A 26,403-nucleotide genomic window follows, 5' to 3' on the forward strand; every position below is an offset into this window, starting at 1 on the left:
TCAAGGCGTGAACCGCTCTAGGCCGCGGAGCCTTGATCGCCCTCTAGCCATAAGCGCTTTTCCCGTCGCCGTTGCACAGAGGAGGGGATGTTCATCGCTTCGCGATATTTTGTGACGGTGCGGCGTGCAACATCGATGCCGGTTTCCTTGAGCCGGACAGCGATATCATCGTCGGAAAGCACGTCAGCAAGCGATTCTCCGGCGATTATCGCTTTGATCCGATGGCGCACAGCTTCGGCGGAGTGCGCGTCGCCCCCTTCGCAGGAGGCGATCGCGACAGTGAAAAAGTACTTCAGCTCGAAAACACCGCGTGGGGTAAGCATGTACTTGTTGGATGTCACCCGGCTTACCGTCGACTCGTGCACGTTGATCGCTTCAGCGACAGTCCTGAGATTGAGAGGCTTCAGGTGGGAGACGCCATGTTCCAAAAAGGCCTCCTGCTGGCGCACGATTTCAGTCGCAACCTTAAGAATCGTGTTGGCGCGCTGATCGAGGCTGCGGATTAACCAGTTCGCGTTTTGCAAGCATTCGTGGAGAAATGCTTGATCTTTCGAATTTTGGACGGCCGCGCGCGAGACTTCGGCGAAGTAGGTATGGTTGATCAGCAGCTTGGGTAGCGTGTTCGGATCAAGTTCGATTTGCCACCCACCGCCAGGCGAGGGCATGACCCAGACTTCAGGCATGACGCATTCCGGCCCTCCGGTGTGGAACTGATTTCCAGGCTTGGGGTCGAGAGCACGGATTTCATGCAACATGTCGAGAAGGTCTTCTTCATCGACGCCGCAATGCTGCTTCAATGCCTGAAAATCGCGTCGCGCAAGCATCTCAAGGTTGGCAACCAACGCTGCCATCGCCGGGTCGAACCGGTCTCGTTGGCGCAACTGGATCTCAAGGCATTCGCTGAGAGTTCGCGCAAAAAGTCCCGGTGGATCAAAGTGCTGCAAGATTCCGAGCACCCGTTCCACATCGTCCGCCCGGACGTTTAGGCTGCTGGCCAGTTCCACAAGGCTTACCTGAAGATAGCCAGTATCTTCCAGGTGAGCGGCAAGCTGGCCAGCAATCAGCCTCTCCTGCGATGTGAACGCAGTGAGGGCGATCTGACGCGCGACGTGGTCGTGCAATGTTTCGGCGGAGACGGAAAAATTGTCGACTGCATTGCCCGCGCCCGGCGGGGCGTTGGCTGTGTTGCCGGTCGATTTCGATTGCATGAACCTTTCCGGGGCCTCGGCACTGGTCGGCTTGTCAAAGTCCTTTTCACGTGCGCCGATGTCGGGATCCTCTCCCGGAATCGACCAATCATCTCCAGACGGCCCTTCCTCGCTTGGCGCCAACTCCAAAAGCGGGTTCTTTGCGATTTCCTGCCCCACGTACTGATGCAGCTCGGTATGCGCCAGTTGCAGCAATCGGATCGACTCAATCAGTTGAGGCGACGCAATCATAGATTGCTTCTGACGCTGAAGCAGGCTTGCTGAGGATTGCATGGTGGGCGCGACTCCTGTCGAGCGTGGCTCTGGCGGTGGCCAATGGGATCTGCGAGGCTTTGACGCCGCTAGGTCATGCGGCAGCCTTGAGGGTTTCAAGAACGTTCTGCGGGGATGATACGCCATAGGGGTCGGCCTCGCAGTTGTCGGAGAAACCATCCTCCTCAAACCACTGCTCCACCACGCCATTGTTGATAAGGGCGGCGTAGCGCCAAGAGCGCATACCGAAGCCGAGATTGTCCTTGGCAACCAGCATGCCCATTTTGCGCGTAAACTCGCCCGATCCATCCGGGATGAGCCGCACCTTCTGCAGGCCCAAGGATTTCCCCCACGCATTCATGACGAAGGCATCGTTGACGGAAAGGCAGTAGATGGCTTCAATTCCCTCCTTCTCAAACTCGTCATAGAGGGCTTCGAATTTGGGCAGTTGGTAGGTCGAGCAGGTCGGCGTGAAGGCGCCAGGTAGCGAGAACAGGATGACGCGCTTGCCGGCAAAGTAGTCGTCGGATGTCTTTTCTTCCCAGCGATATGGATTGGGCCCCTGAACTGACTCATCGCGCACACGCGTGAGAAAGGTGACGAAGGGAACCCTCTTGTGGACCGTCATCAGCTTGCTCCTTTAAATGAAAACTTGTGCACGCCTTCTGGGCGTGCCGACATTTGTCGGCCTCGGCGCCCCAGGCACGAGATAAGGTCTTGCGGTTCCCGACCCGCTTTGATTCTCGTGGGATGGGAGCATCTTGGCTTCTGGTCTTCATCACCCGAACGACGTCGACATAGGTGATCTTGGTGGCATCGGGCGGCGCCGACAGCCTTTTGCGGCGATCGCCTGAAGGGGACATCGACGACCCGCTGCTCGTCATCGAGGAAACAGGCGTGGTGATCAGAAGGGGCAGTTTCGAAATAGGGCTGTGACGCGCCAACTGTTGGGTTGCGAGAGAGCCCCGATTTCGGAGTACCGAAGGTGGTTGGCAGTGACGCGCCGACGTCAGCTTGGGCATCCCTTTTTGGGAGTTCTTTGACACTCACACATTGATCAGGACCGGCCAGCAATTGGGGGAGCGCCATGAATTGGCGCGTCGGTCCCAGAACAGCCATGCGCAAGACAGCTACCGAGCACGGAGGTCTGGAAGGGATGATACGTCGATGTATAGCCGGAATGGGCATAGTTTCCTCAGGCGCTTGCATGCAGCTTCGCGTGTAGGCCATGTTCGTTCGTGGCTTTCATATGTGCTGGATGCGTTCTAGGGACTACATCGCAAGCGCCATGCCATTTGACTTGAAGCAGGGGTTCACTGCTTCGCAGGCAACCGTTCGGCGCGAGCAGGAGCGGGGCGCGCCTTTAGTCGCTTACTCGCCCCTCAGCAAAGGTACTGAGCTCGACCAGGTCACCGTATCAGCGTTCCCTGGATCGAAGTGGTATCGATCGGCGATGTCGTAAAGCTCGGAAATCCGCGGGCTCGCAAGACAGGCAGTTTGCGGTGGGCGTCCAATCACACCCCGAAGGTCGCACTACGGGCGCGTACTGTCAGGCGGTCACAACTTCCGCTCTGGCTCAGGTGGCTGCCGCGTTCGTTCAGGGCAGGTCGGTCCGTTTGCGCGACTGAGGTGGGGTGAGGTGAGGTATCCACCAGCAAACCATGTTGTGTCTGAGACTGCACGAGAATGTCGAAAGCCCGACGAAATCGTGACCTGGCCGGGCCGCGCGCACGGAGAAGTGGTGCAGCATCATCGGCGCAAGTCCGGCACGCAACTTGCTTCGATAATTCTGCCTGTCGGCCGTGCGTCGCGGAGGGCCCAAGCTGCTTGAATTCGCGACCGATCTCATCCGCGCTCGTGGCGGGTGGACTGCCCCCGCAACAGCCGCCTCCGGCGGGACTGTACAACTACTGGTAACCGCGACTGTGTGATCAGCAGTGCGATCTCAATCCGGTGCATGAACACTGACCTCCGAGATAAACCAGATGGCGACCAGACCGGTTTCAGACCATGTTGGGTTCGAAGTAGCGATGGACCCCAACCTGTTTATGTCGCCCGGCATGCCACAGACGCGCAGGAACGCAACTGGTCGCCGGCGTCCCTGCCCGCCGCCGCCCGTCGCCTTTTTTGTTCGCCGTATAACACGCGATAACACGCGCCATGGTCGGGGTGACTAGATCATCACTTGCTCCAAAGAGACCGCGCGGGGTGCTGCAGAACACCGAAACCCATCTTCGCCTCCGCATCCGCCGGATCCTCGCTGCTCATCCGCCGCTGCCGGGGCATTGGTAAGCAGAAAGGCGAACGCGACATCAAGATATCCATCCCGTAAATGTGCGCCATCCAACCAATCGATTTTCCAAAGCTCCGCTGAGAAATATATGAAGGCGCTTGGTTTTGGTGGGCCGTATCACAAGTAGTATTTGGGATAACAATGGGTATTCGGGTAGCTCAAGTTCCCGAAACCCTCGGCAGCGAGGGTCACGACGTGCTCTTGGATTTCAAGGCAATGTCTGGAACGACGTTAGTCGAGGCGATGACGCCACCTTGGCTTGCGAGGGCAAGGATCAATCGGTCGCGAACAAGGCTGGGACGCACTCTCCCGTGACAACGGCCGCGACAAACCGCGTAGTTTCTGTGAGGAGAATGAGAAGTTCTACGATCCCGGCGAAAAAGTCCCCTACGCTGGTGACGGCTGCCGTGGGCGCTGTGTTCCAGTTCCACGATCGAATGTCGAAGCACTTTTGCCTCTGCCGCCGCGAATAGCGAGAACAATTCGCAAGATTGTACGCAACCCTAGATGCGGTACCGCCGCGAGTGTTATTGGTGTGCCACCACGTTCAGGTCTGCTCAATGTCAACCTGTAATCAGTTAGCCTAAAATCAGCGCGGTTGCGGAGTCGAAGCCGCCAGTCTGCTTCATGGACGGAAGCCAAGGCTTGCGCCAGGCGTCGCCCCGCACTTGACCACATGCGTCGCCCTATTGGCGATCAGGGGCCTGCTAGGACAGCGGCAATCGGAAACATCAGTTCGCATTAAGGAGCAAAAACAATATGCATCGTCGTAATCTGATTAAAGGGTTCGTCGCACTCGGAGCATGCCTGGTTTGCGTTCAAGCCGCGCATGCGGTCAGCACTCATTGGGGATATACAGGCCCGGACGGACCGGAGCACTGGGCCGATTTGGACAAGAAAAATTTCGCCTGCTCGGCAGGCACGCAGCAATCACCGATCAATATCAAGAGCGCAGTCAAGGCCGAGATTCCACATATCGCCATCGGTTGGGGAAAAGGCGGCGGCAACATGGTGAACAACGGTCACACCATCCAAATCAATATGCCGGAAGGCAGCACGCTGACTCGCGGGGATCGTGTCTACGAACTGGTACAGTTCCATTTTCATGCGCCGAGCGAACACCAGGTGGCGGGCAAGACCTTCCCGATGGAAGCGCATTTCGTTCATAAGGACACACAGAGCGGTGGTCTGGGTGTGCTGGGCGTCTTTTTGAGGCCGGGCGCGACAAATGTCAGCTTTGCCGGCCTTGCCGCGGCCTTTCCCGGAAAGTCAGGCGAGGAGATCGCGGTCGACGAGGTCGATCCCAACGGGCTCCTGCCGGCGTCGCTTGGCTACTGGACCTACGAGGGGTCATTGACGACACCGCCATGCACCGAAAACGTCGAGTGGATGGTGGCAATGGAGCCGGTCGACGTCGACCCCGCAGACATCGAGCGATTTACCTCACTCTACCCGTTGAACGCGCGGCCTATCCATTCACCTAATCGGCGCTTCATTCTGGGCCTCGGTTGAGTCGGCTCTGTTGCGGTTCCATCCAGCAAAGCTCAGCAAATGGCACGAGCTTTGAAACTTAAGTGCGAGTCGGCGAGAGCTGCCGACCCGCATCACTTCCAACCAGGAGAACGGCCTTGCCCTTTGGAACTTTTTATCGCGTCTGACGCGTCACTGGTCCTATGCAGTAACGCTCTAATTGTCTCGTCCAGCATTCCATCCGCAACAGTCTGCACAACGCTGCGGTTGTCTCAGTTTGCAATTTGAATGGCGGCAGTTTCGGGCGGCGCATATTCAGCTGGTCGTTTAGCCAGCCTTTCACCGTTCACGATTATGACCGCACCCTCAAACTGGCAGGCTTCAATAGTCGCTTTCTCGATTGACCGGATATCGTGAACGTGAGGCAAAATCTCTTTTGCTGTGAGATCGGCCCGGCGGGCAACACTAATGATCTGCTTATCGGGGAATCGTTCTCTAAACATTTTGGCCGTTGCAACTTGGTCTGAGTCTGCCGTGAGCAGATACCCGACCCGATCACAAACCTGCTGCCCGTTGGTTTGACATAATTTCCTTCTGGCACGTTCGATGCAGGGACATTCAGAACGCCCCAGCGGATGTCCTCCTCTGATCAGCCTCATCGAAAAATACTGTCGCTGCATTCAACACCGCAGCCTTGACGGTCACCAAGCCGGTCGAAGGTCGGCGCATCATGGCCAAGGCGGGCGACTGCGCCGATTAAATACGGGAGGCTTGGAAGCATGTCGCTGACGGCGACGTGGCGGACATACGACAATCCGCCCAATCGCCACATGTCGCCGGCATGAGTTGTTGATCTTATCACTGGGCTGGATCCACGGGCTTCACACCCGACAACACGAACGCGAGGACAAACTGCTGCAAATCCAGCGGCACCAAGGTCGAGAATCACTGCTGGAGGGTAAGCCCAACAGCTATGGCCGATACTTGCCGCGAACATCCCTTATTGGGAAACGCTATAGGAGCAAGACAAGTGGAGCACTCTTGCATTGGGGTCGGTGCTGGCCCGTCTAATTTGAGCCTTGCGTGTCAGTTACACGAGGAAATCGGGCAAGGGGCACTGTTCCTGGATCGGCAAGTCGACTTCCGCTGGCATCCAGGCAGCGCATTCGATTCCTCGGAGCTCCAGGTCAGCCACTTCAAGGATCTGGTCACGCTGGTGAATCCGCGATCGGCCTACACTTTCGTAAACTACCTGCACGAGAACGGGCGTCTGTACCACTTCCTGAACGCACAGTTCGAGGCCGTGCTCAGAGCTGAGTTCGAGCAGTACCTGAACTGGGCTTTCCAAAAAAATCCGCTTGTCCGCGGCGGAGAGACGGTGCGCGAAATCCGCTTTGACGGCGAGTTTCAGGTGCGGACGGACGACGCGGTTCTTGGCGCCAGAAACGTGGTGGTCGGAATTGGCAAGCAGGCGCAAATTCCGCCTCAGTTTCAGGGCTGGACTGGGGCCAACCTGTTCCACTCATCTGATGTACTGCACATCCATCCAGAAGTGCGGAAAAAGGATGTCTGCGTGGTTGGCGGGGGACAGTCGGGAGCCGAGGTGCTGTTGCATCTTGTCAGCCGGCCGAACGAACAGCGGCCTGCCTCGATCACTTGGGTCTCACAGCGCGAAAACTACCTGCCCATCGACAACAGCCCGTTCACAAACGAGTTGTTCATGCCCTGCTTTTCGGATCGTTTCGCGGCGATGAGCGAGTCGCAGCGCAAGCTCTTCCTTCGGCGTTTTGTGCTTGCCTCGGACGGCATTTCGGAAAGCACGCTGCGCGCTGTGTATCAGGCGCTGTACCGCCACGAATTTCTCGAGCCAAACCAATGCGACATCGCACTGTGGCCGGGTTGCAACGTCTCGCGCTGCATCAACGCCGGCGCGGGTCACAGGCTGACCCTGCAGCGCGGCATTGACGATATCGAAGAAGTCACGGCCGACATCGTCATCCTGGCCACCGGTTACGAGAACGCGGTGCCAGGCTTCTTGGAACCGATCGCGGACCGGCTGGAACAGATCGACAAAGAGATGGTTATTGGCGAGGACTTTTCGGTGTCCTGGGACGGACCGCGTGACAGACGCATCTTCGTACAGAACGCGAACCTCGGGCAGCGCGGGCTGGCCGATCCGAATCTTAGGCTGCTGGCCTGGCGAGCACGTCGCATCCTCAACAGCCTTCTTGGGCGCTCGCCATACGCGAACCCCGAGCATCCTGGATTCATCAGCCGTACCTCCCTCGAGAGCTGGTGCGACACCGCAGGCGAAGAAATGGGCAGCGGGATATGACGCGTCGACTCTTGGTCATTGGCGGTGGCATCCAAGGAATGATGTCCGCCGCCGTTGCGGCCAAGGCCGGCACCTGCTCAAAAATGACCGTGACGGAACGAGGCCTTGGACCCATCGGCGCATCGCACTGTTCCGGGAGGGTGTATTTCTCGCGGGTTCAACCGCTCGCCTCGAACCGGATCTGGCGCTTGACCGAATCGACATGGTTTACCCCCCGGACCACGTACTCACCTCGGGTGATCTGGCTCTTGAGCGCGCCCGTCCGTCCGGCGAACAGGTACAGGTGCTCGTGCCCGTCGCGCTCGGACACCCAGATGATCTCCTTCCCGTCATCGACATCGTGACGAAAGGTTTTTCCGGTACCTTCCTGATCCCGCCGCCAGCGGCCGGTAATCGACGGAGGTCTCACTGGTTTCATCGATCAGGCAGCGCGCGCGGCAGTGGCGGCGTCTACCTCGACGAGCCTATAGAGCTGATGCCCGCGCTGGTTATATTCGAAAGTGAAGCTGCGGCCCGTCCTCCCACCATTGGAGAGAGGAAAGTTCGAAGGGATTCGAGAACAGGGCGTTGTCAATCGCGACCTGGCGCCGGCTGGCAATGTCGAACAGGTCCGGCTGGGGCAGCGGAAGGACATGTCCGGCTTGGGATAGACCATCGTTGAATATTCGCGCTGCAACTGGTCCGTCGACGAATTGAGGTAGGGGATCTCCCGCTTGTAGCCGGGGCGAACGCGGTAAGCCGCGAGGTGGCGCGAGTCCGGCGACCAGCTCAGTGTCGAAAAGACGTAGTAATTGCCCTCGGATCCGTCCCGGCTCAGCGCAACATCCTGCAATCGATAGAGGCGATCCATTTGCCGTCGGGCGAGACGCTCCTCTGGTCGGGGTTATTCTCAGCCGGCGGCGTGTAGTCATGGCTGAGCTGCGTGTCCGGGGCCTCCACATCCCACGTTGTGCTGGTGCAGGCATAGGTCGCATATCCGACAGCTCGGACAACCTGGGTTGACGTCTGGTTGACAAAAGTGGACCGGCGGGCCGACGGCAAAAGGGCGCACGAGGCGCCCTTAATGTCAGATCGGCTGTCGGAGAGCCACCTTCGCCTTCCGTATCAGAAGCGGTAAGTGACACCTGCGCCTATCAACCAGGGATCGAGCGCCGCTTTTCCAGTCAGTTTTGCCCCGGCCACCGTGACGTCGAAGTCTGGCTTGAGGAAAAGCTTCTTCACGTCGAAGTTGACGCCCCAGTGTTGATCCACCATGTAGTCGAACCCGACCTGCAGCGCCGTGCCGAACGTGTTCTTAACCTTGAGATCATCGGCGCTGCCGGCATGCTGGTTATAGAAGATCGTGTAGTTCACGCCGGCACCGACATAGGGCTTGAAGGCGCCGAAATCGGTAAAATGATACTGCACTGTGAGCGTAGGCGGCAGCAGCCAAACCTTGCCGATATTGCCCAGCCCGCCGAGCGTTCCTTGGCCGTCGATGTTGGCATAGGTGGTGCCGAGTATGAGTTCGGCGGCGATGTTGTCCGTGAAGAAATACGAGATATCGAGTTCCGGGATCACGGTGTCCGAATAGGAAAGCCCGGAGCCGGGCACTCCGTTGACGTATCCCGAATCCTCAGTGATGCCCCCCAACCCACGCAGGCGGATCTGCCAAGGGCTTGGCGCTTCCGTGAGCGAGACCCCTGCCTGCGGCACGCTTGCGGCTACCGGAGGCTCCGCCGCGACGGCCTGCTGTCCCACCATCATCAGACCGACGGCCGCTGTTACTCCCCGCGCCACGCCCATTCGCTTTCTCATCATGTTATTCTCTCCTTTACCTTCAGAAATGATGAACTTCACTGCTAAGAATCTCCTCTGATGAATGTATATTGAAGCAATCTCTCATGCTAACTTGCACGAGACTGCACCGACTTTATTCGCGGCTTCGCGCAATCACCGATCTGTGCTCACTTTTGTTTGACGTTGCCTTGTTCGGGTTGCGCGCCCACCTATCGAACGCCATCGGCTTGCCAGCCGATGGCACTGCGAAGGAAATTGTTCCCCAGGGCAATGAATGCTGCCCGCTCCCGGTTGTCCTTGCCGTGGCTGTGCCCGCCCGCGCTGGGCTCGTAGAAGTAGGCGGGATAGCCAAGAGCCTGCAGCTTTGCGGCCATCTTACGCGCGTGGCCCGGGTGGACGCGGTCGTCCCGCTTCGTGGTGGCGAGCAGGATCGGCGGATAGGGCTGCCCTGCCGTCGCGGCGTGATAGGCGGAGATTTCCTTGAGGAAAGTCCAATCCTCCGGCTTGTCGGGATCGCCATATTCGTCAATCCCGCTTGCGCCCAAAAGCCTGGTGTAGCGGCGCATGTCGATAAGCGGGACTGTGCAGAACAGCGCGCCGAAACGCTCAGGATAGCGGGTAAGCATGTTGGCGATCAGGAGGCCGCCATTTGAGCCGCCCTCGGCGGCAATCCGCCTCGGCAGCGTAATGCCCCTTCGCACGAGGTCGGCCGCAACGGCGGCGAAATCGTCATGGGCGAGACGCTTGCCCTGTCTGCGCCCGGCGTCGTGCCAACGGGTGCCGAACTCGCCGCCCCCACGGATGTTCGCCACCACGCACGTGCCGCCGCGTTCGAGCCACAGCTTGCCCAGCGCGGAGTTGTAGGAGGGCAGGAGCGATATGCCGAACCCGCCATAGGCGGTGAGATGAACCGGGGCATCGCCGTTCCCGTCCGCCCGACCGACCTGCGTATAGGGGATCATCTCACCATCGATCGAGACTGCCTCGTGGCGCGTGACCGTCAGTCGGGATGCGTCGAAATTCTCCGGGTTGCGCTTCAGGATCACTGGCTTACCGAGAGGCGGCGCGTCATTGAGATCCAATAGGAGCAGCTGCGGTGGCGTGATCGGGTCCTGAGCCGAAACGAGGATCTCTCCATTGGTCTCGTGATCTTCCGCATCGAGGGACCACAGGTGGACAGTCCCTTCGGCGGGCACCGTGTCCAGGGCTCGGCGCGTCCATTCCTGCCGGCCCGGAGTGAACGTCTCGAAACGCGGAACGAGGTTCGCCAGGTAGGAGATGATGAGCTCCCCGTTATTCCAGAAAAATGACTGCAGGGAGCGCCTCTCGCCTGGCTCAAACAGGGTGACAAAGCCGCGCTCGCCGGCGATGAAAGAGGAAAGCGAGATGCCGATCAGTACGTCGGAGGCATAGGTCGTCCCTCCCACCGTCCAGGGTTTGCCCGGCTTTACCGCCAGCCAATCGCCGAAGACACCCCACCAGGCGTCCCGAGGAAAGTCGATTTCAATCTTCGGCCCGCTCTTGTCGCCGGTTCGGACTATCTGCTCGAAGAAGCCAGTATTCTCGATGAACCAAAGGCGCTCGCTCTCGGCGGTGCGGTCCACATGACCAGACACGCCTAGGGATCCGGAACAGCCGGTCTCGAAGATTGCCGGCGCGGTGAGGGGATCCGCGCCCCGCTTCCACAACCGCACGGTACGCGCGAAGCCGGAGCGGGTGGCCATGCCATCACCAAGCGCACTGGAAAGCAGAAGCGTGTCAGGGTCGAGCCAATCAATGCCGCCCTTGGCCTCCGGGAGATTGAAACCGTCAGCGACAATGCTCCGAGACCTCAGGTCGAATTCGCGATGTACGACCGCGTCGCTGCCGCCGCGCGACAGGCGCAGAATGGCTTTTTCCCGTCTCTGCGGCTCGATCGACGCGCCGCCCCAGATCCAGTCCTCTCCGTCGCTAGCCGCGAGGGCATCCTGATCGAGCAGTAGCTCCCACTGGGGATCCGCCTTCATGTAGGTGGCAAGGGTGGTCCGGCGCCACAATCCGCGCGGATTTCCGGCATCTCGCCAGAAATTGTAGAGGTACTGACCGCGGCGAGCAATCGCGGGAATCCTGTCGAAACGGTCGAAAATCATCGTCAGGGCCGCGCGGTCGCGCTCGAACCGCGTTCCCCCGCAGTGCTTCAGCGTCCTTGCCGACTGGCTGGCGGTCCAGTCAAGCGACCGTTCGCCTTCCACATCTTCGAGCCAAAGGTAGGGATCGTCGTCGGGAGCATTCAGCGTTGGGCGGAAATCGAATGCGGTCATGTCCGGACAACCTGAAGAATGAAAGCGCAAAGGCTTCCGTCGGCTCGGGAACGCTCAGTGTTCGCGGCGGCGACCGCATACTTGAAAAGCGTGATCATGGGATGAGTTCTTCTCAGTCGGTGCGGCGCGGCAGTGCGTTTGCGGATAGGACTGCATGTGTCGTGCCAACTGGGAAAATCGTTTCAGAACAAGCGATCACGCTGATAGCGTTGTGTCTCATGTCCGACATCGTCGGAAATCCGACAACGAGTGGGTAACGCCTGATCGGTCTCCTGCGCGAGCTCGTTGGGCATTGCGGAAGACTCAAGCAGTAAGGCTCATCGTCAACTGCATTGCCCACGCCGTCATCCCCGCCGGCATGGCTGGTGGACCGCTGACACCGCCAGCGTACCATCCAGAACTCCAGCACGATCGCCTGGCGCGGCTCGTCGGCTGCCGCTCCTGTCTCAAACCTTGATTATGAGCTACCTATGCTCTGCGCTGCCCTATTCAGCCGCACGGCGATCCAGGTTTGGCGCCGGAGATCGTCGCGAGTTCATTGAGCCCGATCCGCTTGCCATTACCTTTGATCCGGCAATCGGGTCATGCTGGTTCCCCCCGGACAACCACACCTTGATCAAGCCATCGCTTTGTCCGGGCAGTATATCGGCACGGCCGTCATGCGCGTCCCTGCCACGCGGTATTCGGATGGGGTAGGTGCTTCCTTGGAGCTGAAGCCCGACCTGGCGGACGCCTGCGCCAACATCCGTATGGCATAGAGCTTTCGGCAAGGCTACGGCATCAACACAGATGGTACGGCAATACTATCGATGAGGCCTCGACGGGAAAAGACGGCGGAGGGAGCAACGAGACGATGATAGGCAGCCGTTGCGGTCGACATGCGCGGCGAATTCTTGAAGGGGGCGCCGAGATCTGTCTCGTACGATCCGCTTATGAGGGAGTCATGCGCAGCACTTGCCCATTTGAGACCCGCGGCCGAGAAGGCGCAAAGGGCTAAGGCGGGCTAGCTGAAGGGCGTAGCGCCGAGACGCAGCTATCTCGCGAACTGCCATGTGTCGGTCCTAACTATTCAAAAAGGAAGAACAGGTCGACCGCGAGGGATCGGTGCGCGATTTCTGCGGGTGTTTTAAACCACCCGGCCAGAATCTGGCACGGCGGTGCCAAAGGAGAACTGAAGCACGGCTCCGGCGCCAAGGTTTCGCTTTGCCCAGCAGCAACTCTCTGCCTAAATCCGATTGAGACGAGGCTTGGCTCTGCCGCCGCGAAGACAAGATGGAACCCAGATATTATCCCTCTGCTGATCTGGACGCAGACGGAAAGCCGCCGCCTATCGGGGATCGTGGGGTTTCAATTTACCCGCGGTCCCTGGACAGCCTTCTCAACGGGAAGGCGAGAGCCAGCGATTGGAACGTGCGGATGGACGAGTCCCGCCTGCTCGGCTTCGCGACGCAGGTTCTGGCGCGGGCGCGGGCCGATCTGCTGGATCACCAATCCGGCCGCCAGTGAGCCAAGATCGCCGCAGGTCTTGAGGTCGCGGCCTTGCGTGTAGCCATGCAGGAAACCGGCGGCATAGAGGTCGCCGGCGCCTGTCGTGTCGACCAGTTCCTTGATCGCCGTCGCCTGGATGACCACGGTCTCGTCGCCGCGCACGATGACCGAGCCCTTTTCCGAGCGGGTGACGGCGGCGATCTTGCAATCCTTGCGGATCTGCGCCAGCGCCTCGTCGAAGGAGGTGGTCTGGTAGAGCGACTTGATCTCGTGGCTGTTGGCAAAGACGATATCGACGGTGCCCGAGCGCATCAGGTCGAGAAATTCGTCGCGGTAGCGGTCGACGCAGAACGAATCCGAAAGCGTCATCGACACCTCGCGGCCCGCTGCGTGCGCCAGCTTCGCCGTCTGCCGGATCGCTTCCTTGGCACGCGGAGGATCCCACAGATAGCCCTCGAAATAGGTGACCTTGGCGCCGGAAGCCTTGTCGGCCTCGACATCTTCCGGCCCTAGCTCGACGCAGGCGCCGAGATAGGTGTTCATCGAGCGTTCGCCGTCGGGGGTGACGAAGATCATCGAGCGCGCCGTCGGCGGCAGGCCCTTGAGCGGCCTGGTGTCGAAGGCGACGCCCTGGGCATGGATGTCGTGGATATAGATTTCGCCGAGCGGATCATTCGACACCTTGCCGAAGAAGGCGGCGCGACCGCCGAAGCTGGCGACACCGGCCGCCGTGTTGCCGGCGCTGCCGCCGGAGGCCTCGATCGCCGGGCCCATGCGGCTGTAGAGCAATTCGGCGCGCTGGGTGTCGATGAGGTTCATCGCGCCCTTGATGATGCCGTTGGTCTCGAGGAATTCCTCGTCGCACTGGGCGATGATGTCGACAATGGCATTGCCGATGCAAAGCACGTCATATTCCGGCATCAAAGTCTCCGCTCAACGGTCCGCTGGCCTTCTGCCATGCCGGCCGGGCGCGGGTCTCGGGAGTTGGAATGGGTTGCCGCATGTAGCTGGATCCAACATCGGCGCCTCACGCAGCTGCCGGTCCTGCCTCACGCAGCAAGTCGTCAGCTCTGTCCGTCTTCTCCCATGTGAACTCAGGCTCTTCACGGCCGAAGTGCCCGTATGTCGCGGTCTTGCGGTAAATCGGGCGCAAGAGATCAAGCATCTTGATGATGCCTTTCGGTCGGAGATCGAAAAGATCGAGAATAAGGCGCTCGATCTTTTTTTCCTCGATCTTTGCGGTCCCGAAAGTGTTGACGAGGATAGACACCGGGGCAGCCACGCCGATTGCGTAGGCAAGCTGAACCTCGCAGACCTCCGCAAGGCCGCTGGCAACGACATTCTTTGCGACGTACCGCGCGGCATAGGCGGCCGAGCGGTCAACCTTGGATGGGTCCTTGCCCGAGAAGGCGCCGCCGCCGTGACGACCCATCCCACCGTAGGAATCGACGATGATCTTGCGTCCGGTGAGCCCGCAGTCGCCGCGTGGCCCACCGACCACGAACCGGCCGGTTGGATTGACCAGGAACCTGATCCCCGTCGTGTCCAAGTTGGCAGGCAGGACCGGCTTTATGATCTCCTCGATGACGCCTTCGCGGACTGTTTCTTGTGAGACTTCCTCCGCATGCTGCGTCGACAGGACTATGGTATCCAGCGCCACCGGGCGCAAACCTTCATAGCGGACGGACACTTGAGATTTTACGTCCGGGCGCAGCCAGCCAAGCTGTCCCGCCTTCCGCACCTCCGCCTGCCTTTTCGTCAGACTGTGGGCGAGTTGGATCGGCAAAGGCATGAGTGTATCGGTCTCGCTGCATGCGAAGCCAAACATGAGGCCCTGGTCCCCCGCTCCCTGGTCGAGATCCTGCCCTCGTCCCTCGTCAACGCCCTGGCTAATGTCGGGCGACTGCTCGGTGAGAGCCAGAACGACGGCGCAACGGCGACCATCAAAGCCGATGGCATCGTCATCGTATCCAATATCGAGTATCGTCTCGCGGGCAACTTGGCTGTAATCGACCTGCGCATCGCTAGTGATCTCGCCAGCCAGAACGACCATCCCTGTTTTCACCAACGCTTCGCACGCGACGCGCGCCTTCGGATCGGTGCGGAGGATCGCATCCAGGATGGCATCCGAGATGTTGTCGGCCATCTTATCCGGGTGTCCCGCGCCGACGGATTCGGAAGAGAATACGAACTGCCTAGTCATTGAATGTCCTCGCTTCAGATGTTGGAGTTAGGTGGCAACCTTCGATTTGCCCGCCTTACCTGTCGGTGATGCCAGGGACCTCGAACGCAGCGCAGAAGTCGGCGACCTCTCTCCGCACGCAGGCATGGACATCCGGATCATTGGGCTGGCGGCAGACCAGGTCGATGAAGGCGGCAATCTGCACCATTTCCGCCTCGCGCATGCCCATGGACGTCACTGCTGGCGACCCCAGGCGAATTCCGCTTGTGACCGCCGGATGGCGCGGGTCGCCCGGCACCATGTTAAAATTCGTAATGATGCCTGCCTTTGCCAATCGCTCCGCATAGGCTTTGCCTGACAGTGGTCGATCGCGCATATCCAGGATCAGCATGTGATTGTCAGTCCCCCCGGTGACCAGGTCATACCCTCGCTCCAGAAGCGCCTGGGCCAGCGCCTTGGCATTCTTGACGATCTGCTGACCGTAGACACGGAAGGACGGGGTCGCGGCTTCCTGCAAAGTGACAGCTAGAGCGGCGATGATATTCATATGCGGTCCGCCCTGCAGGAGAGGGAACACCGCACGGTCTATACGTTTGGCGAGATTGTGTTTGCTTTTCGGATGATAGAGCGCCTGGTAGCGATCTTCATTCCTTGACAAAATGAAGCCCCCGGCGGGGGACCGCGGATTGACTTGTGAGACGTGCTGCTGACGACGTCGCAATGGCCGACGGGGTTCGGGTGCGCTCCTGCGACAATCAGGCCACTGATGTGTGCGATGTCGGCCACCAGATAGGAGTTCACCTCCGAAGCGATTTCGGCCATTGCCGCATAGTCAAAAACACGCGGATAAGCCGTTCCGCCGACCCAAATGAGTTTCGGCCGTTCCCGCTTGGCCGTCTCGCGCAAGCGGTGATAGTCAATCTGCTGCGTCTTTTCGTGCAGCCCATAGGGGACGCGTTTGTAATCAGCGCCGGAGAAGTTGACGGCCCATCCATGTGTCAGATGACCCCCACCGGGGAGAGACAAGCCCATCACCTTGTCTCCCGGGCTCAAAAGCGCGCGATAGACAGCCTGATTGGCCGGCGAGCCGGAATAAGGCTGGACGTTGGCGTGTTCGCTGCCAAATAGTGTTTTCAAGCGCTCAATGGCGAGGTTCTCAAGCTCATCGACGATCTCGTTTCCCGCGTAGTAGCGCGCACCGGGGTATCCCTCGGCGTACTTGTTCGTGAAAATCGAGCCGGTCGCTTCCAGCACGGCCGAAGAGGCGAAGTTCTCAGAAGCGATCAGTTTGAGCGTCGTGCGCTCCTGCCGCTCCTGTCTTATAAGCAGTTCGTGAACGCGGCAATCGACCGCGGCCAAGGGAGACCGTCCGTAGGTGTCGGGCTGCGCGATGGCGCCGTCGGCGGAGTTGTCCATGATAGTTTCGCGCTCCGCTTTTTTGGGTTGGTCTGTCTCGACGATTAAGCAGGAGGTCCCCTTCGCCCGATCGTCTTGCATCGTCGCTTCGAGGCGTTGGAGGTCTCGTTTATGATGGCCATCGTTGGGGGGCAGGAGATCGACCAAGAATTGAACCAGCCCGCCGTCCTTGCCTCCTGCTTTCAGATAGTAGGACCGACGTTGATCGTCGCACCAAAGAAAATCGGCTCTGGCGAGCAGCCTAAGGTGTCGCAGAACGTGCTCGCGACGCAGACCCATAATCTCGGCCAGCTCGCAGACAGTTAGGTCTGCATGCGCGCAAAGGCCCAGGATTCGAAGGCGATCAAGATGCGCTGCCGTCCGCAGACGTCTGACCAGTGTCATCATCGGTCAGCACCAATCCGGGTAGCATAAGCAAACATTCTCACTCCATCTCCTTCAACCAGGATGAGATCTCTTCTTGGCATTCGCTCAATCGAAGACTAAATGCTGCGCGGCGGCCGGACATATGAAACAAGTCAGGGTTTTGCCGTCAGGGACTTGGATGTTGTGGCGAGCGTATCATTGCCGACAATTTTTTGCGCTAAGTCTCTGTGAATTTCGTTGAAGGATATATTTCAACCCCAGAAAATGGACATTGCGATATGCTGGTCAGGCAGTGAGGCCGGCGAACTGCTTGGCCAGGCAGGTATGCGGACTCAAACGTCTACCTCGTCTGTCGTTTTTGCACGACTGGATCAGTGTTTTTGGAAGCGCCGGCCGGTAAACCTTTCGACGCCGTCCTTAGCCCGGCCAGTAGGGGGCGCCGCGCTGTTTGCGAAACGTCCTGTCACGTTGAGGGAGTGTCTGTTGGGATTGGTGACAATGTGACACGGTTTCGCCACAATTTAGCCGCGCCGATGCCCCAATGTTTGACGAGATACGTGGCGTTGCCTGAGACGGTTCGGTTCGGCACCGGCTCGTAGCCCCCGCCCACGGGTCAGCGTCGGATCGAACCTCGGCTTTCCTGGAACATGTATCTGTGCATATCTTGAAGGCCCTCATCCGGGGCCGACCGAGCGGCCGCAGGCGTGACGGCTAGCGCCGCTAACTATTCGTCGAGACGGCGCGAAATGCAAGGCCGATGCGGCTCCAGGAGGAGAATGCGCTCAAGCTCGCCACAGGCGAGCGTAGGCGCCTTCAGCTGTCAGCAGATCAGCATGTGTTCCCTCCGCAACAACCCGCCCCTTGTCCAAGACCACGATCTTGTCGGCCCCACAGATGGTGCTGAGCCGATGAGAGATGACGATGATAGTCTTGCCGGCTCGACGCAGTTCTTCAACCAGCTTTAGCACAAACGCTTCTGCCAAAGAGTCGAGAGAGGAGGTCGCCTCGTCGAGGATGAGGATCTCCGGATCCCGGTACAGAGCCCGAGCCAACGCAAGACGCTGCCTTTCCCCGCCGGATAGGCGTAGGCCGTTCTCGCCCAGATTGGCGTGGAAGCCACCGGGCCAGCGCTCGATCGACTCCCGCAGCCCTATTTGATCGCAGATTCGAATGATTTTCTCGATGTCCGGCTCGAACTCGCCGAGGGCGATATTCTCGATCACCGAGCCCGAGAACACGTCGATCGATTGCGGCACCGCAGCGACAACCTTGCGCAGGGATACGGTCGAGAGGTCCTGGAGGGCAAAACGGCCTATCCGGATGTGTCCACCCTCGAGCTGGTAGACATTCTGCAGCAGCGCCGCAAGGGTGCTCTTGCCCGAGCCGCTTTCCCCCACCACCGCGGTCATTTCCCCCCGGCGGAAGGTGACGCTAAGATCCTGGAAAAGCTCGATCTGGCTACCATAGCGGAACGTGACCTTCTCCAGGTGGATGTCGCCAATGTCGGATTTGGTGGCATCGATGCCGCCGCCGCTTGCCGGCTCCAAGTCGAAGATGTCGAACAGGCGATCCGCCGCGATCAGTGCATCCTGAACGATCCGGTTGGTCTGGATCAGGCTGTCAACTGGCCGGGTGACATAGCCGAGCAGCGTATAACAGGACAGTAATTCACCGGGCGTAATGGATTGATCGAGGGTGAGCGACGTTCCGAACCACATCAGCACAATGGTGAATAGGGCAGCGAGGAAGGTCGAGGCACTGTCTCCGAAGATCGAAATGAGACCGGAACTGTAGACGGAGTGGAGCATCTTGATGAAGCGGGCCTCCACCTTTAAGCTGGCGAAGCTCTCTAGGCCGGACGTCTTGATCGTGGAGACAGTTCCGAGTGATTCCACCAGTTGCGCCTCCAGATCGGCGGCATTCTCCATAATGGCGCGCTGGCGCTTTCTATTCAGCCGGTTGATGATCCAATAGACCGAGAGGTACAAGGGGATGGAGACCGCCACGACCAAGGCGATCTTCCAAGAATAGATGAACATCATCCCTAGCGAGGACAGGATCATTAGGGCGTCGACGAACATATTGATCGAGACGTCGTTCAGGAAGTTCCTGATCTTCACCGCGTCGTTCATGCGGGATATAATTTCGCCCAAGCGCATGCTGTCGAAGAAGTTCTGGGGAAGGCTTAGGATATGATTATAGTAGCCGAGGATTAACTGGACATCAATCTTCTGCCCGGTTTGCAAGACGAGCCGGTTTCTGAGGAGATTGATCAGGACCTGCACAACCAAGATCAGCAGCATGGCGACGCTCATCAGGTTGAGCAGGTTGCGGTTGCCAGCTGTAATCACATGATCGACGATCTTCTGGACGTAAATGGCCGTCGAGAGGCCGAGGATCGTCGTCACCAGCGCCCCGACAAGAGCCTGCGCCATCACCGCCCTGTGTGGCGCAAGCAGACGCGCGAAGCGAGCTAGGGGTGAGGTGGTCTCGTCGCGGGGCTTGAAGGCGTCTGCCGGAACCAGGAGCACCAGGACGCCAGTCCATTGGGTTTTGAATTCCTCGTGCGACAGCTTGCGGACTTCGCCATAGGCTGGGTCCATGACGGTGACCCACCTAGCGTCGACCGCCTGGATTACGACGAAGTGGTGCAGGACGTCCTTGACGATTACGTGGGCGATAGCGGGCTTGGGGATCTTGTATAGGCTGTCGAAGCCACCCTTCACCCCCTTGGCAATAAAGCCCAGCTTGCGGGCCGCTTCCATGAGGCCCAGCACAGTGGTGCCGGAGCGGTCGGTCGAGGCATACTGGCGGATCCGCGACAATGGCAGCTTGTGGCCATAGAAGGCCGCGACAGAGGCAAGGCTGGCGGCCCCGCAATCGGTGATGTCGCGCTGTTTGAAGTTGATGATCTTGCTCGACATCGGCTCGCTGACTGTTTGGAAAATGAGGATCAGTGGCCCGCCAGGAGCGGATTTAGCCAACCGTCGGCCTCATTGTAGAGGAGTTGCAGGAGAGTTCGCTCCCCCAGGAGGAAGCGGGCCGTCACGGTCATGCCTTTCTTCAGGTGACCGATGACCCCGTTCTCGAGCGCGAGACGGCTACGAAGGAGCGCGCAGCGGACCTTGAAGACCGGGCTCCGGTCATGGAGAGTGAAGTCCTGCGCGACGTCGAGCACTGTCGCGTCAATGACACCCCATTGATTGTAGTTGAAGGCATCCACTTGCAGACGAACCGACTGGCCCGGTCGCACAAAGCCGATATCGCTGGGGGAAACGTAGATTTCCGCCACCAGTTCGGCGTCCGGCGAGACCCAAGCCACGGTTTGCCCGGCCTGGACGTAGCTGCCGGGGGTGAGGCCTGAGAATTGCTCGAGAGAGCCTGATACGGGGGCTCGAATGCGGGTCAGATCCCGTTCGTTCTCGAGCTCATGCAAGGTGGCCGTGAGTTCGCTGAGGCGCAGCTTAACGTCTAAGAGCTGCTGGTTCCATTCGGCGGATTTGCGCCGGGCGAGAATATCACCCTGAACCTCAATTGTCTGGAGGGCGAAAGCCCTTTCCTCAACTGCCGTTTCGGGCGCTGCAGCAGCGGAGAACAGTCGCTTAGCGCGGTCGAGTTCCGCGGCGGCATTACGGCGGGCATATCGGTTCTCCCGCAGCAGGTTGAGGAAATGCGCCCGCTCGGCCGTAGCGGACTCGGTCAAGAGGTGGATCGGGTCCTTGGCTTGCGTGCCGGAGGAGATTAGGGTTTCGAGGTCACGGGCAAGATCGCTCTTTACGCGAATATCGCCTGTAAGCGCCCTGAGCTTTTCCTCAACCACCTCATCATCCAGGGCGAGGACCTCCTGCCGCTCGGCAACCAGATCGTTCTCAACGGCGAGGATGCGGGAGATGCGTCCGGAGACGGGCGCGACCAGGGGCGTCTTCTCGACGGTGGGGCGAATGATACCGGCACTTTGGACAGACACGGATATGGTGATGAGTGGCAGCGACACCAATGCCGCAACCACAGAGAGCACAACCACCTTGTAGATGACCAAAGCTCGCCCTGATCGCCGGGCGAGGATGCTCTCTGCGGTGTAGCAGGCTATTTCAGGTGGAAGTAAGATATTGTTCACGAATTGGCTAGTTATCGCCTTATTACTTATGATTCCTCATGGCGTCTGCAAGAAAAATACTCGCAGTTATTATTATCCCCGATAGTCCGGCAGCAACAGCGCCTAAAACTAGCCAAAAACACCACCCTCCGGAGGTTGCAGATGCTTCTTCACGGGTTATCTCGGTCACACCATAAGCTGACATATCCGCCTTCATTGTTGTCTCCTTTCCTACAGCTCAAATAAAACGATAAATCCATGATGCCGGTCGGCGGCGTGTGCCGCCGCAAAACGAGAACCTCAAGAGTCATGCCACTCGCGCGAAGCGCCTCAGAACAACCGTTCCGCATGTTTAAGCTTAACTGAGGTAAGGCGGCACGACGACCGAACATCACCTTGTTTGGAACGCGACAACTATAGATGACGAAAGATCTCCTGATCGTTGCGAGAGGTGCTCGCTGCGGTGGAGCTGTCTGTTTCAGGAAAAAAGGACCTTCGGATACATACAGTATGAAGCGTATTTAAATTGTTCTATCCGTGTCTATCACGCACTGCCCCTTCCGCTATCGTGGCAGCTACAAACGCTAGGACCGTAACAGCTGCCCAAACTACTCCCCAGAATAGCCCTCCCGAAATTGCAGAGGCTTGTTCTGGAGATAATTCGGTCAAACCGTAAGCTGACATATCCGCCCTCATTGTTGTCTCCTTTCTAGAGCTCAAATAGGACGATGAATCCGTGATGCCGGTCCGCGGCAGGTGCCGCCGCACAATGAGAACCTCAAGAGTCATGCCAACCCGCGCAGGAAGCGCCTCAGAACAACCGTTCCGAATGTCTATTCAATGGCTTAACTGAGAGTGCGGCGGCACGCCGACTGAAACATCACCCTGTTTGGGACGCGACAAACCCGACAACACGGAGCGCGAGGTGCGCGAGAACCGCAACGAGTAAATTGTGCAATCGGGCGAGCCGCTGACGCTTGTGCTGAACCGCGCGGCCCGCGAACTCAGTCTGTCGTCCGGATGCTCGACTGCGTATTTCAGTCGATCGTGAGCACGGATTTCACCGCATCGTGAGCGCGCATTTCGCGGGATCGTGAGCAGCGATTTCAGACGATCGTGAGCAGCCTCCTCGAAGGTTGTGGACGCTTCGGCCGACATCTCAACCGGGCTACAGGTTGCCTCGTCAATGCAACGAGGAAGCCTGATGCCAACCCAGAGATTGTCGATGCGCCGGATCAGAGAAGTTTTACGTCTAAGGCATGTCCAGGGCCTGACCGAACGCGTCATCGCGCGCACGCTCGGGGTGAGCAATGGCGTCGTGCATGGTTACCTGCGGCGTGCCCGTCTTGCGGGGCTGAGCTGGCCGTTGCCTGAAGGGATGGATGACGAAGGCCTTGAGCTGCTTCTCTTTCCGGCACCGAAGGCGGCGTCGCAAAGCCCTCGGCGGTCCGTTCCCGACTGGAACTATGTGGAGAAGGAGTTGCGCCGCCGCAGCGTCACGCGGGTGCTGCTGTGGGAAGAGTATCGTGCCGCCAATCCAGACGGCTTTGGCTATACCTGGTTTTGCACGACCTTCGAGGCCTGGAAAGGGCGCGCGCGCCCGACGATGCGCCAGACGCACCTGGGCGGCGAGAAGGTGTTTGTCGATTTCGCTGGCGATACCATCGACATCTTCGACCCCATCACCGGCGAAGCGCGTCCCATGAAGCTGTTCGTCGCAGCGATGGGCGCCTCGAACTATACCTACGCCGAGGCGTGCCCGAGCGAGAGCCTGCCCGACTGGATCGGCCTTCACACCAACCTGTTCCGGTTTCTAGATGGCGTGCCGAAGTTCGTGGTCTGCGATAATCTCAGGGCCGCCGTCACCAACCCCGACCGCTACGACCCCGGTCTCAACCGGACCTATGCGGAGATGGCGAGCCATTACGGCACCGCAGTTCTCGCAGCCAGGCCGAGACGCCCGAAGGATAAGGCAAAGGTCGAGGTCGCCGTGCAAATTGCCCAGCGCTGGGTCCTAGCGCGGCTGCGCAACCAGCGCTTCTTTTCCCTGGCGGAGCTGAACGCAGCCATCCGCCTGCTCGTCGCCGAACTCAACGCCCGCCAGATGCGCGGCTTCGGCTCCAGCCGCGCCGAGCTCTTCGCCGAGATCGACAGGCCGAAGCTGGGAGAACTGCCGGACCAGCCATACGTCTTTGCGCGCTGGAAGCGTTGCCGCGTCGCGCCCGACTATCACGTCGAGGTCGACGGGCACTGGTATTCCACGCCCTACCGCCTCATCCGCGAGCTCGTCGATGTGCGCATCGCCGACAACACCGTCGAGATATTCCACAAGGGGCAGCGCATCGCCAGCCACGCCCGTGCGCCCAACCGGCGCGGCCACACCACCGTTGCCGATCACATGCCGAGCGCGCATCGCCGCTACGGCAAGTGGACGCCGGGGGACTGATCGCGGCCGGCGAGAAGATCGGTCCCGCCACCGCCGCCTTCTTCCAGGCTGTCATCGCTGACCGGCCGCATCCCGAACAGGGCTTTCGCACCTGTCTCGGCATTCTGGCACTGACCAAGAGCTACGGCAACACGCGCGTCGATGCAGCCTGCCAACGCGGCGTCCTAATCAAGGCACGCTCCGTCGCCTCGATCCGTTCGATCCTCAAGAACGGCCTTGATCGGGCCTTCCTCGACGAGACGCCCGACCACCAACCCCTGCGCCACGGCAACATCCGCGGTCAGGGCTATTTCCACTGAACCATGGAGTTCTCAATGCTCGCCCATCCCACCCATGAACGGCTGATCGCACTCGGCTTGACCGGAATGGCCAAGGCCTTCGAGGAGCAGCGACGATCACCGGATCTCGATGCCCTGTCGTTCGAGGAGCGCATCGGGCTTCTTGTCGATCGCGAAGCCGCCGAGCGCGACACCAAACGGCTCACCACACGCCTCAAATTCGCCGCGCTGCGCCAGAGCGCGTGCGTGGAAGATGTCGATTTGCGCACCCCGCGCGGCATCGACCGCGCCGTCTTCGCCCGGCTCGTCGCCGGCGACTGGATCGATCGCCATGAGAATCTGCTGGTCACGGGCGCAACCGGCTTGGGAAAGAGTTGGATTGCCTGCGCGCTCGGCCACAAAGCCTGCCGCGACAATCGATCGGTGCTCTATCATCGCGTCCCGCGCCTCTTCGAGGCGCTCGCGCTGGCTCGAGGTGACGGACGCTATGGTCGCCTGCTCAAGACGCTCGGGCGCGTTCAACTCCTCCTTCTCGACGACTGGGGCCTGTCTGTTCTCAACGCGTCCGAACGGCGCGACCTCCTGGAGATCCTCGACGATCGCCACGGCCGAGCATCGACCATCGTCACGAGCCAAATTCCCGTGGAACTCTGGCACGACGTCATAGGCGATCCCACCCTCGGTGACGCGATTCTGGATCGCCTCGTTCACAACGCTCACCGCCTTCAACTCACCGGAGAAAGCATGCGGAAACACAGTGCCCGCGCCCGCCCTCTTGACGGCGCCTCAAACACCTGAATCAATGAACACGTCGGTCGAAACGGCAGCTCATGATCGCGCGAAATACCTGCTCACGATCAAATGAAACGAGCGCTCACCATCGCCTGAAACGGCTGCTCACAATCAGCGAAATGCGCAGCTCGACCGCAGTTGCCCCCGCCCAGAGGGCCAAATCACCGCGGCCCTCATCGGCCTTCGACGGCCTTCGACTCGTCGGCTTCTCGAAAGCGCCAGTTGTCAGAGCAATGAGGAAATTCCGGCTGTGAGTCCTGCCGGAACGCACACGCCAGACAGTGACCCACGCAGGGCTGCCGGATACGCTCCCCCGGAGTGCGCCACCGAACCGGTGGATCTCGGTTCCGGCGGCGACAGGCGTGCCGATCTCGACGGCCGCCACCTCGTTGGCCTCAAGCCCCCCATCTGACCTGCTCCCACCACGTGACAAGCGCCCCCGCCATGAAAGAGATCGTCTCGACATCAGGTGCAGTTCCGGCATCCCGCTCGAGCACATGCGGTGCTCGCCTCAGCGCCATCGCTTCTCGCGTGCACGCCTCGTGAGGCTAGCAAAGGGGATGGAATGTGCCCGACGGCTCGGCCGCAGCATGCAGGATCAGGAACGACCATGGCCGCCGCGCCCGCGATCGTGCCAGTGCACTCCGCTCGAACTTCCCGGAGTGCAACGTCTCTGTTTCGAGAGCTTGCCAAGATAGCGCTTGTGCCGCGCCATGTCGCATCATAGATGCGCGCCGCATAACCACCAGGGCGGGGACGCCGCAGCAGATTGCCGCTTCGCTGCAAGAGCCGCCGCCCCGCGCTGCAATACCGTCTCAAGTACTTTGTCGATCATCGCCTGCTCAGTCGTCGAATGTACTCGATCCGGAACTTCCTGACCCAACGACAGATTGTCTCGTAGGGGACCACAATGCCGCGCTCCAGCAGCATTTCGTCAACCAGACCCAAGCTCAGCGGAAATCGGAATAAAGCCGGACCGCGTGAGCAATGACCTCGGGCGGCCGTGGCGATTGTAGCTAACGGGCGAACGGTTCATACCGTCGCCCTATGCTCCAAAAGCTGACCGCCAGTTAACGTAACACCGCCTGCATACCTGCTGTGTCTGCTTGTGTAGGTCCAATGCCGTCACAGCTCGCGTAAAGCGCTCCCGCTATGCCTCTATCGCGATGGTGCCAACGCACTCCGTTTGGACTTCCCGTCAAACGCTAGCGACAGGTTGAGATTATGGTGCAACATCTGATTCTCTGGCTCTGCTTCGAGAGCTTGGCGGTATAGCGCTTGTGCCGCGTCATGCCGCCCCTCGTTATCCAAGACAACTCCCTTCGCATTCAATGCACGCAAATTTCCTGGGACGGCAACTAAGACGCTGTCGAGTACCTGAAGCGCCTCATGCGCGCGTTCCTGCGCCAGCAAGGCCTTCGTAAGACGGATTGCCGCATCGACATTGTCTGGATGCTGCTTCAGATCATCCCGCAAAGCCTGCACTTGAGAATCCTGACTGACTGCGCGCCAAATGCGTTCGCGCATAGCCGGATCGATGTTATTGGCGCCCAGCAACTCTGGTGGCGATGTCTCCTTCACTGAAAGACCCGGCTTATTCCAGCTAGTGCAACCCGCGAGAGGCAGAATGGCGAGCACAGCGAAGAGAACTGAGTACGGCGCAGCGACTGCATTCTCATGTGAATTCATGCTTGGTTTTCCC

General features: G+C 59.6%; 13 protein-coding genes and 6 pseudogenes. 6 read left to right on the forward strand and 13 right to left on the reverse strand.

What is annotated here, in order from left to right:
- Nucleotides 1–17: 17 nt before the first annotated feature.
- Both rpoN and AC0V8S_RS36660 read right to left on the reverse strand, forming a co-directional pair.
- Nucleotides 18–1,481 (reverse strand): RNA polymerase factor sigma-54, encoded by a 1,464-nt coding sequence (gene rpoN, locus AC0V8S_RS36655; RefSeq protein ID WP_183455272.1) that lies wholly within the window; start codon nucleotides 1,479–1,481, stop codon nucleotides 18–20.
- A 73-nt stretch (nucleotides 1,482–1,554) separates the two neighbouring features.
- Nucleotides 1,555–2,088 (reverse strand): peroxiredoxin, encoded by a 534-nt coding sequence (locus tag AC0V8S_RS36660; protein ID WP_183455271.1) that lies wholly within the window; start codon nucleotides 2,086–2,088, stop codon nucleotides 1,555–1,557.
- Nucleotides 2,089–2,270: 182 nt separating this feature from the next.
- Here AC0V8S_RS36660 and AC0V8S_RS36665 point away from each other — a divergent pair, with 182 nt between their 5' ends.
- Together AC0V8S_RS36665 and AC0V8S_RS36670 are read left to right on the forward strand one after the other, a co-directional pair.
- On the forward strand, nucleotides 2,271–2,396 hold the full coding sequence (locus AC0V8S_RS36665; RefSeq protein WP_258598557.1) for a hypothetical protein: 126 nt from the start codon (nucleotides 2,271–2,273) through the stop codon (nucleotides 2,394–2,396).
- A 2,116-nt stretch (nucleotides 2,397–4,512) separates the two neighbouring features.
- Nucleotides 4,513–5,265, forward strand: coding sequence for a carbonic anhydrase (locus AC0V8S_RS36670; protein WP_475439097.1), 753 nt, complete (start codon nucleotides 4,513–4,515; stop codon nucleotides 5,263–5,265).
- A 230-nt stretch (nucleotides 5,266–5,495) separates the two neighbouring features.
- On the opposite strand, the gene AC0V8S_RS36675 is transcribed toward AC0V8S_RS36670, so the two are convergent.
- Nucleotides 5,496–5,903 carry a hypothetical protein gene (locus AC0V8S_RS36675; RefSeq protein WP_475439098.1) on the reverse strand — a complete coding sequence of 136 codons (408 nt, stop codon included), beginning with the start codon at nucleotides 5,901–5,903 and terminating at the stop codon, nucleotides 5,496–5,498.
- 350 nt (nucleotides 5,904–6,253) lie between these two features.
- Here AC0V8S_RS36675 and AC0V8S_RS36680 point away from each other — a divergent pair, with 350 nt between their 5' ends.
- Nucleotides 6,254–7,558 (forward strand): lysine N(6)-hydroxylase/L-ornithine N(5)-oxygenase family protein, encoded by a 1,305-nt coding sequence (locus AC0V8S_RS36680; RefSeq protein WP_475439099.1) that lies wholly within the window; start codon nucleotides 6,254–6,256, stop codon nucleotides 7,556–7,558.
- Between the two features lie 160 nt (nucleotides 7,559–7,718).
- On the opposite strand, the pseudogene AC0V8S_RS36685 reads toward AC0V8S_RS36680, so the two are convergent.
- From AC0V8S_RS36685 to AC0V8S_RS36695, 3 genes and pseudogenes are all read right to left on the reverse strand, one after another.
- Nucleotides 7,719–8,530: pseudogene (locus AC0V8S_RS36685) on the reverse strand (DPP IV N-terminal domain-containing protein); the annotation flags it as partial.
- A gap of 132 nt (nucleotides 8,531–8,662) precedes the next feature.
- Nucleotides 8,663–9,358, reverse strand: a complete 696-nt coding sequence (locus AC0V8S_RS36690; protein ID WP_475439166.1) for an OmpW/AlkL family protein — start codon at nucleotides 9,356–9,358, stop codon at nucleotides 8,663–8,665.
- A 188-nt stretch (nucleotides 9,359–9,546) separates the two neighbouring features.
- Nucleotides 9,547–11,637, reverse strand: coding sequence for a prolyl oligopeptidase family serine peptidase (locus AC0V8S_RS36695; RefSeq protein ID WP_475439100.1), 2,091 nt, complete (start codon nucleotides 11,635–11,637; stop codon nucleotides 9,547–9,549).
- Nucleotides 11,638–12,218: 581 nt separating this feature from the next.
- Here AC0V8S_RS36695 and AC0V8S_RS36700 point away from each other — a divergent pair.
- Nucleotides 12,219–12,395, forward strand: a pseudogene (locus AC0V8S_RS36700) (conjugal transfer protein TraH); the annotation flags it as partial.
- A 661-nt stretch (nucleotides 12,396–13,056) separates the two neighbouring features.
- Here the strand turns inward: AC0V8S_RS36700 and AC0V8S_RS36705 are convergent.
- The 5 genes and pseudogenes from AC0V8S_RS36705 to AC0V8S_RS36725 form a co-directional block, all read right to left on the reverse strand.
- Nucleotides 13,057–14,046, reverse strand: a pseudogene (locus tag AC0V8S_RS36705) (adenosine kinase); the annotation flags it as partial.
- A 106-nt stretch (nucleotides 14,047–14,152) separates the two neighbouring features.
- The gene (gene metK, locus AC0V8S_RS36710; RefSeq protein WP_475439101.1) at nucleotides 14,153–15,328 is read right to left on the reverse strand and encodes a methionine adenosyltransferase; all 1,176 of its coding nucleotides are present in this window, start codon (nucleotides 15,326–15,328) and stop codon (nucleotides 14,153–14,155) included.
- A gap of 55 nt (nucleotides 15,329–15,383) precedes the next feature.
- Nucleotides 15,384–16,723: pseudogene (locus AC0V8S_RS36715) on the reverse strand (serine hydroxymethyltransferase).
- A 1,148-nt stretch (nucleotides 16,724–17,871) separates the two neighbouring features.
- Nucleotides 17,872–20,013 (reverse strand): peptidase domain-containing ABC transporter, encoded by a 2,142-nt coding sequence (locus AC0V8S_RS36720; RefSeq protein ID WP_183465878.1) that lies wholly within the window; start codon nucleotides 20,011–20,013, stop codon nucleotides 17,872–17,874.
- 29 nt (nucleotides 20,014–20,042) lie between these two features.
- A complete protein-coding gene (locus AC0V8S_RS36725; RefSeq protein WP_258598551.1) occupies nucleotides 20,043–21,128 on the reverse strand; it encodes an HlyD family secretion protein in 1,086 nt (361 codons plus the stop codon).
- Between the two features lie 1,261 nt (nucleotides 21,129–22,389).
- On the opposite strand from AC0V8S_RS36725, the pseudogene istA reads away from it, so the two are divergent.
- A pseudogene (istA, locus tag AC0V8S_RS36730) lies at nucleotides 22,390–23,930 on the forward strand (IS21 family transposase).
- Nucleotides 23,931–23,945: 15 nt separating this feature from the next.
- Nucleotides 23,946–24,707, forward strand: coding sequence for an IS21-like element helper ATPase IstB (gene istB, locus AC0V8S_RS36735; protein ID WP_475434929.1), 762 nt, complete (start codon nucleotides 23,946–23,948; stop codon nucleotides 24,705–24,707).
- Between the two features lie 828 nt (nucleotides 24,708–25,535).
- Here istB and AC0V8S_RS36740 read toward each other — a convergent pair.
- Together AC0V8S_RS36740 and AC0V8S_RS36745 are read right to left on the reverse strand one after the other, a co-directional pair.
- A pseudogene (locus tag AC0V8S_RS36740) lies at nucleotides 25,536–25,737 on the reverse strand (IS6 family transposase); the annotation flags it as partial.
- 122 nt (nucleotides 25,738–25,859) lie between these two features.
- The gene (locus AC0V8S_RS36745; RefSeq protein ID WP_183465580.1) at nucleotides 25,860–26,390 is read right to left on the reverse strand and encodes a tetratricopeptide repeat protein; all 531 of its coding nucleotides are present in this window, start codon (nucleotides 26,388–26,390) and stop codon (nucleotides 25,860–25,862) included.
- Nucleotides 26,391–26,403: the final 13 nt, after the last annotated feature.

This window comes from Mesorhizobium oxytropidicola (assembly GCF_056174625.1).

Bases quoted from the DNA above. Each gene is read 5' to 3' on its own strand.
- rpoN (WP_183455272.1), bottom strand. From the start codon at position 1,481: ATGCAATCCTCAGCAAGCCTGCTTCAGCGTCAGAAGCAATCTATGATT.
- AC0V8S_RS36660 (WP_183455271.1), bottom strand. From the start codon at position 2,088: ATGACGGTCCACAAGAGGGTTCCCTTCGTCACCTTTCTCACGCGTGTG.
- AC0V8S_RS36670 (WP_475439097.1), top strand. From the start codon at position 4,513: ATGCATCGTCGTAATCTGATTAAAGGGTTCGTCGCACTCGGAGCATGC.
- AC0V8S_RS36675 (WP_475439098.1), bottom strand. From the start codon at position 5,903: ATGCAGCGACAGTATTTTTCGATGAGGCTGATCAGAGGAGGACATCCG.
- AC0V8S_RS36690 (WP_475439166.1), bottom strand. From the start codon at position 9,358: ATGATGAGAAAGCGAATGGGCGTGGCGCGGGGAGTAACAGCGGCCGTC.
- AC0V8S_RS36695 (WP_475439100.1), bottom strand. From the start codon at position 11,637: ATGACCGCATTCGATTTCCGCCCAACGCTGAATGCTCCCGACGACGAT.
- metK (WP_475439101.1), bottom strand. From the start codon at position 15,328: ATGACTAGGCAGTTCGTATTCTCTTCCGAATCCGTCGGCGCGGGACAC.
- AC0V8S_RS36720 (WP_183465878.1), bottom strand. From the start codon at position 20,013: ATGTCGAGCAAGATCATCAACTTCAAACAGCGCGACATCACCGATTGC.
- istB (WP_475434929.1), top strand. From the start codon at position 23,946: ATGCTCGCCCATCCCACCCATGAACGGCTGATCGCACTCGGCTTGACC.
- AC0V8S_RS36745 (WP_183465580.1), bottom strand. From the start codon at position 26,390: ATGAATTCACATGAGAATGCAGTCGCTGCGCCGTACTCAGTTCTCTTC.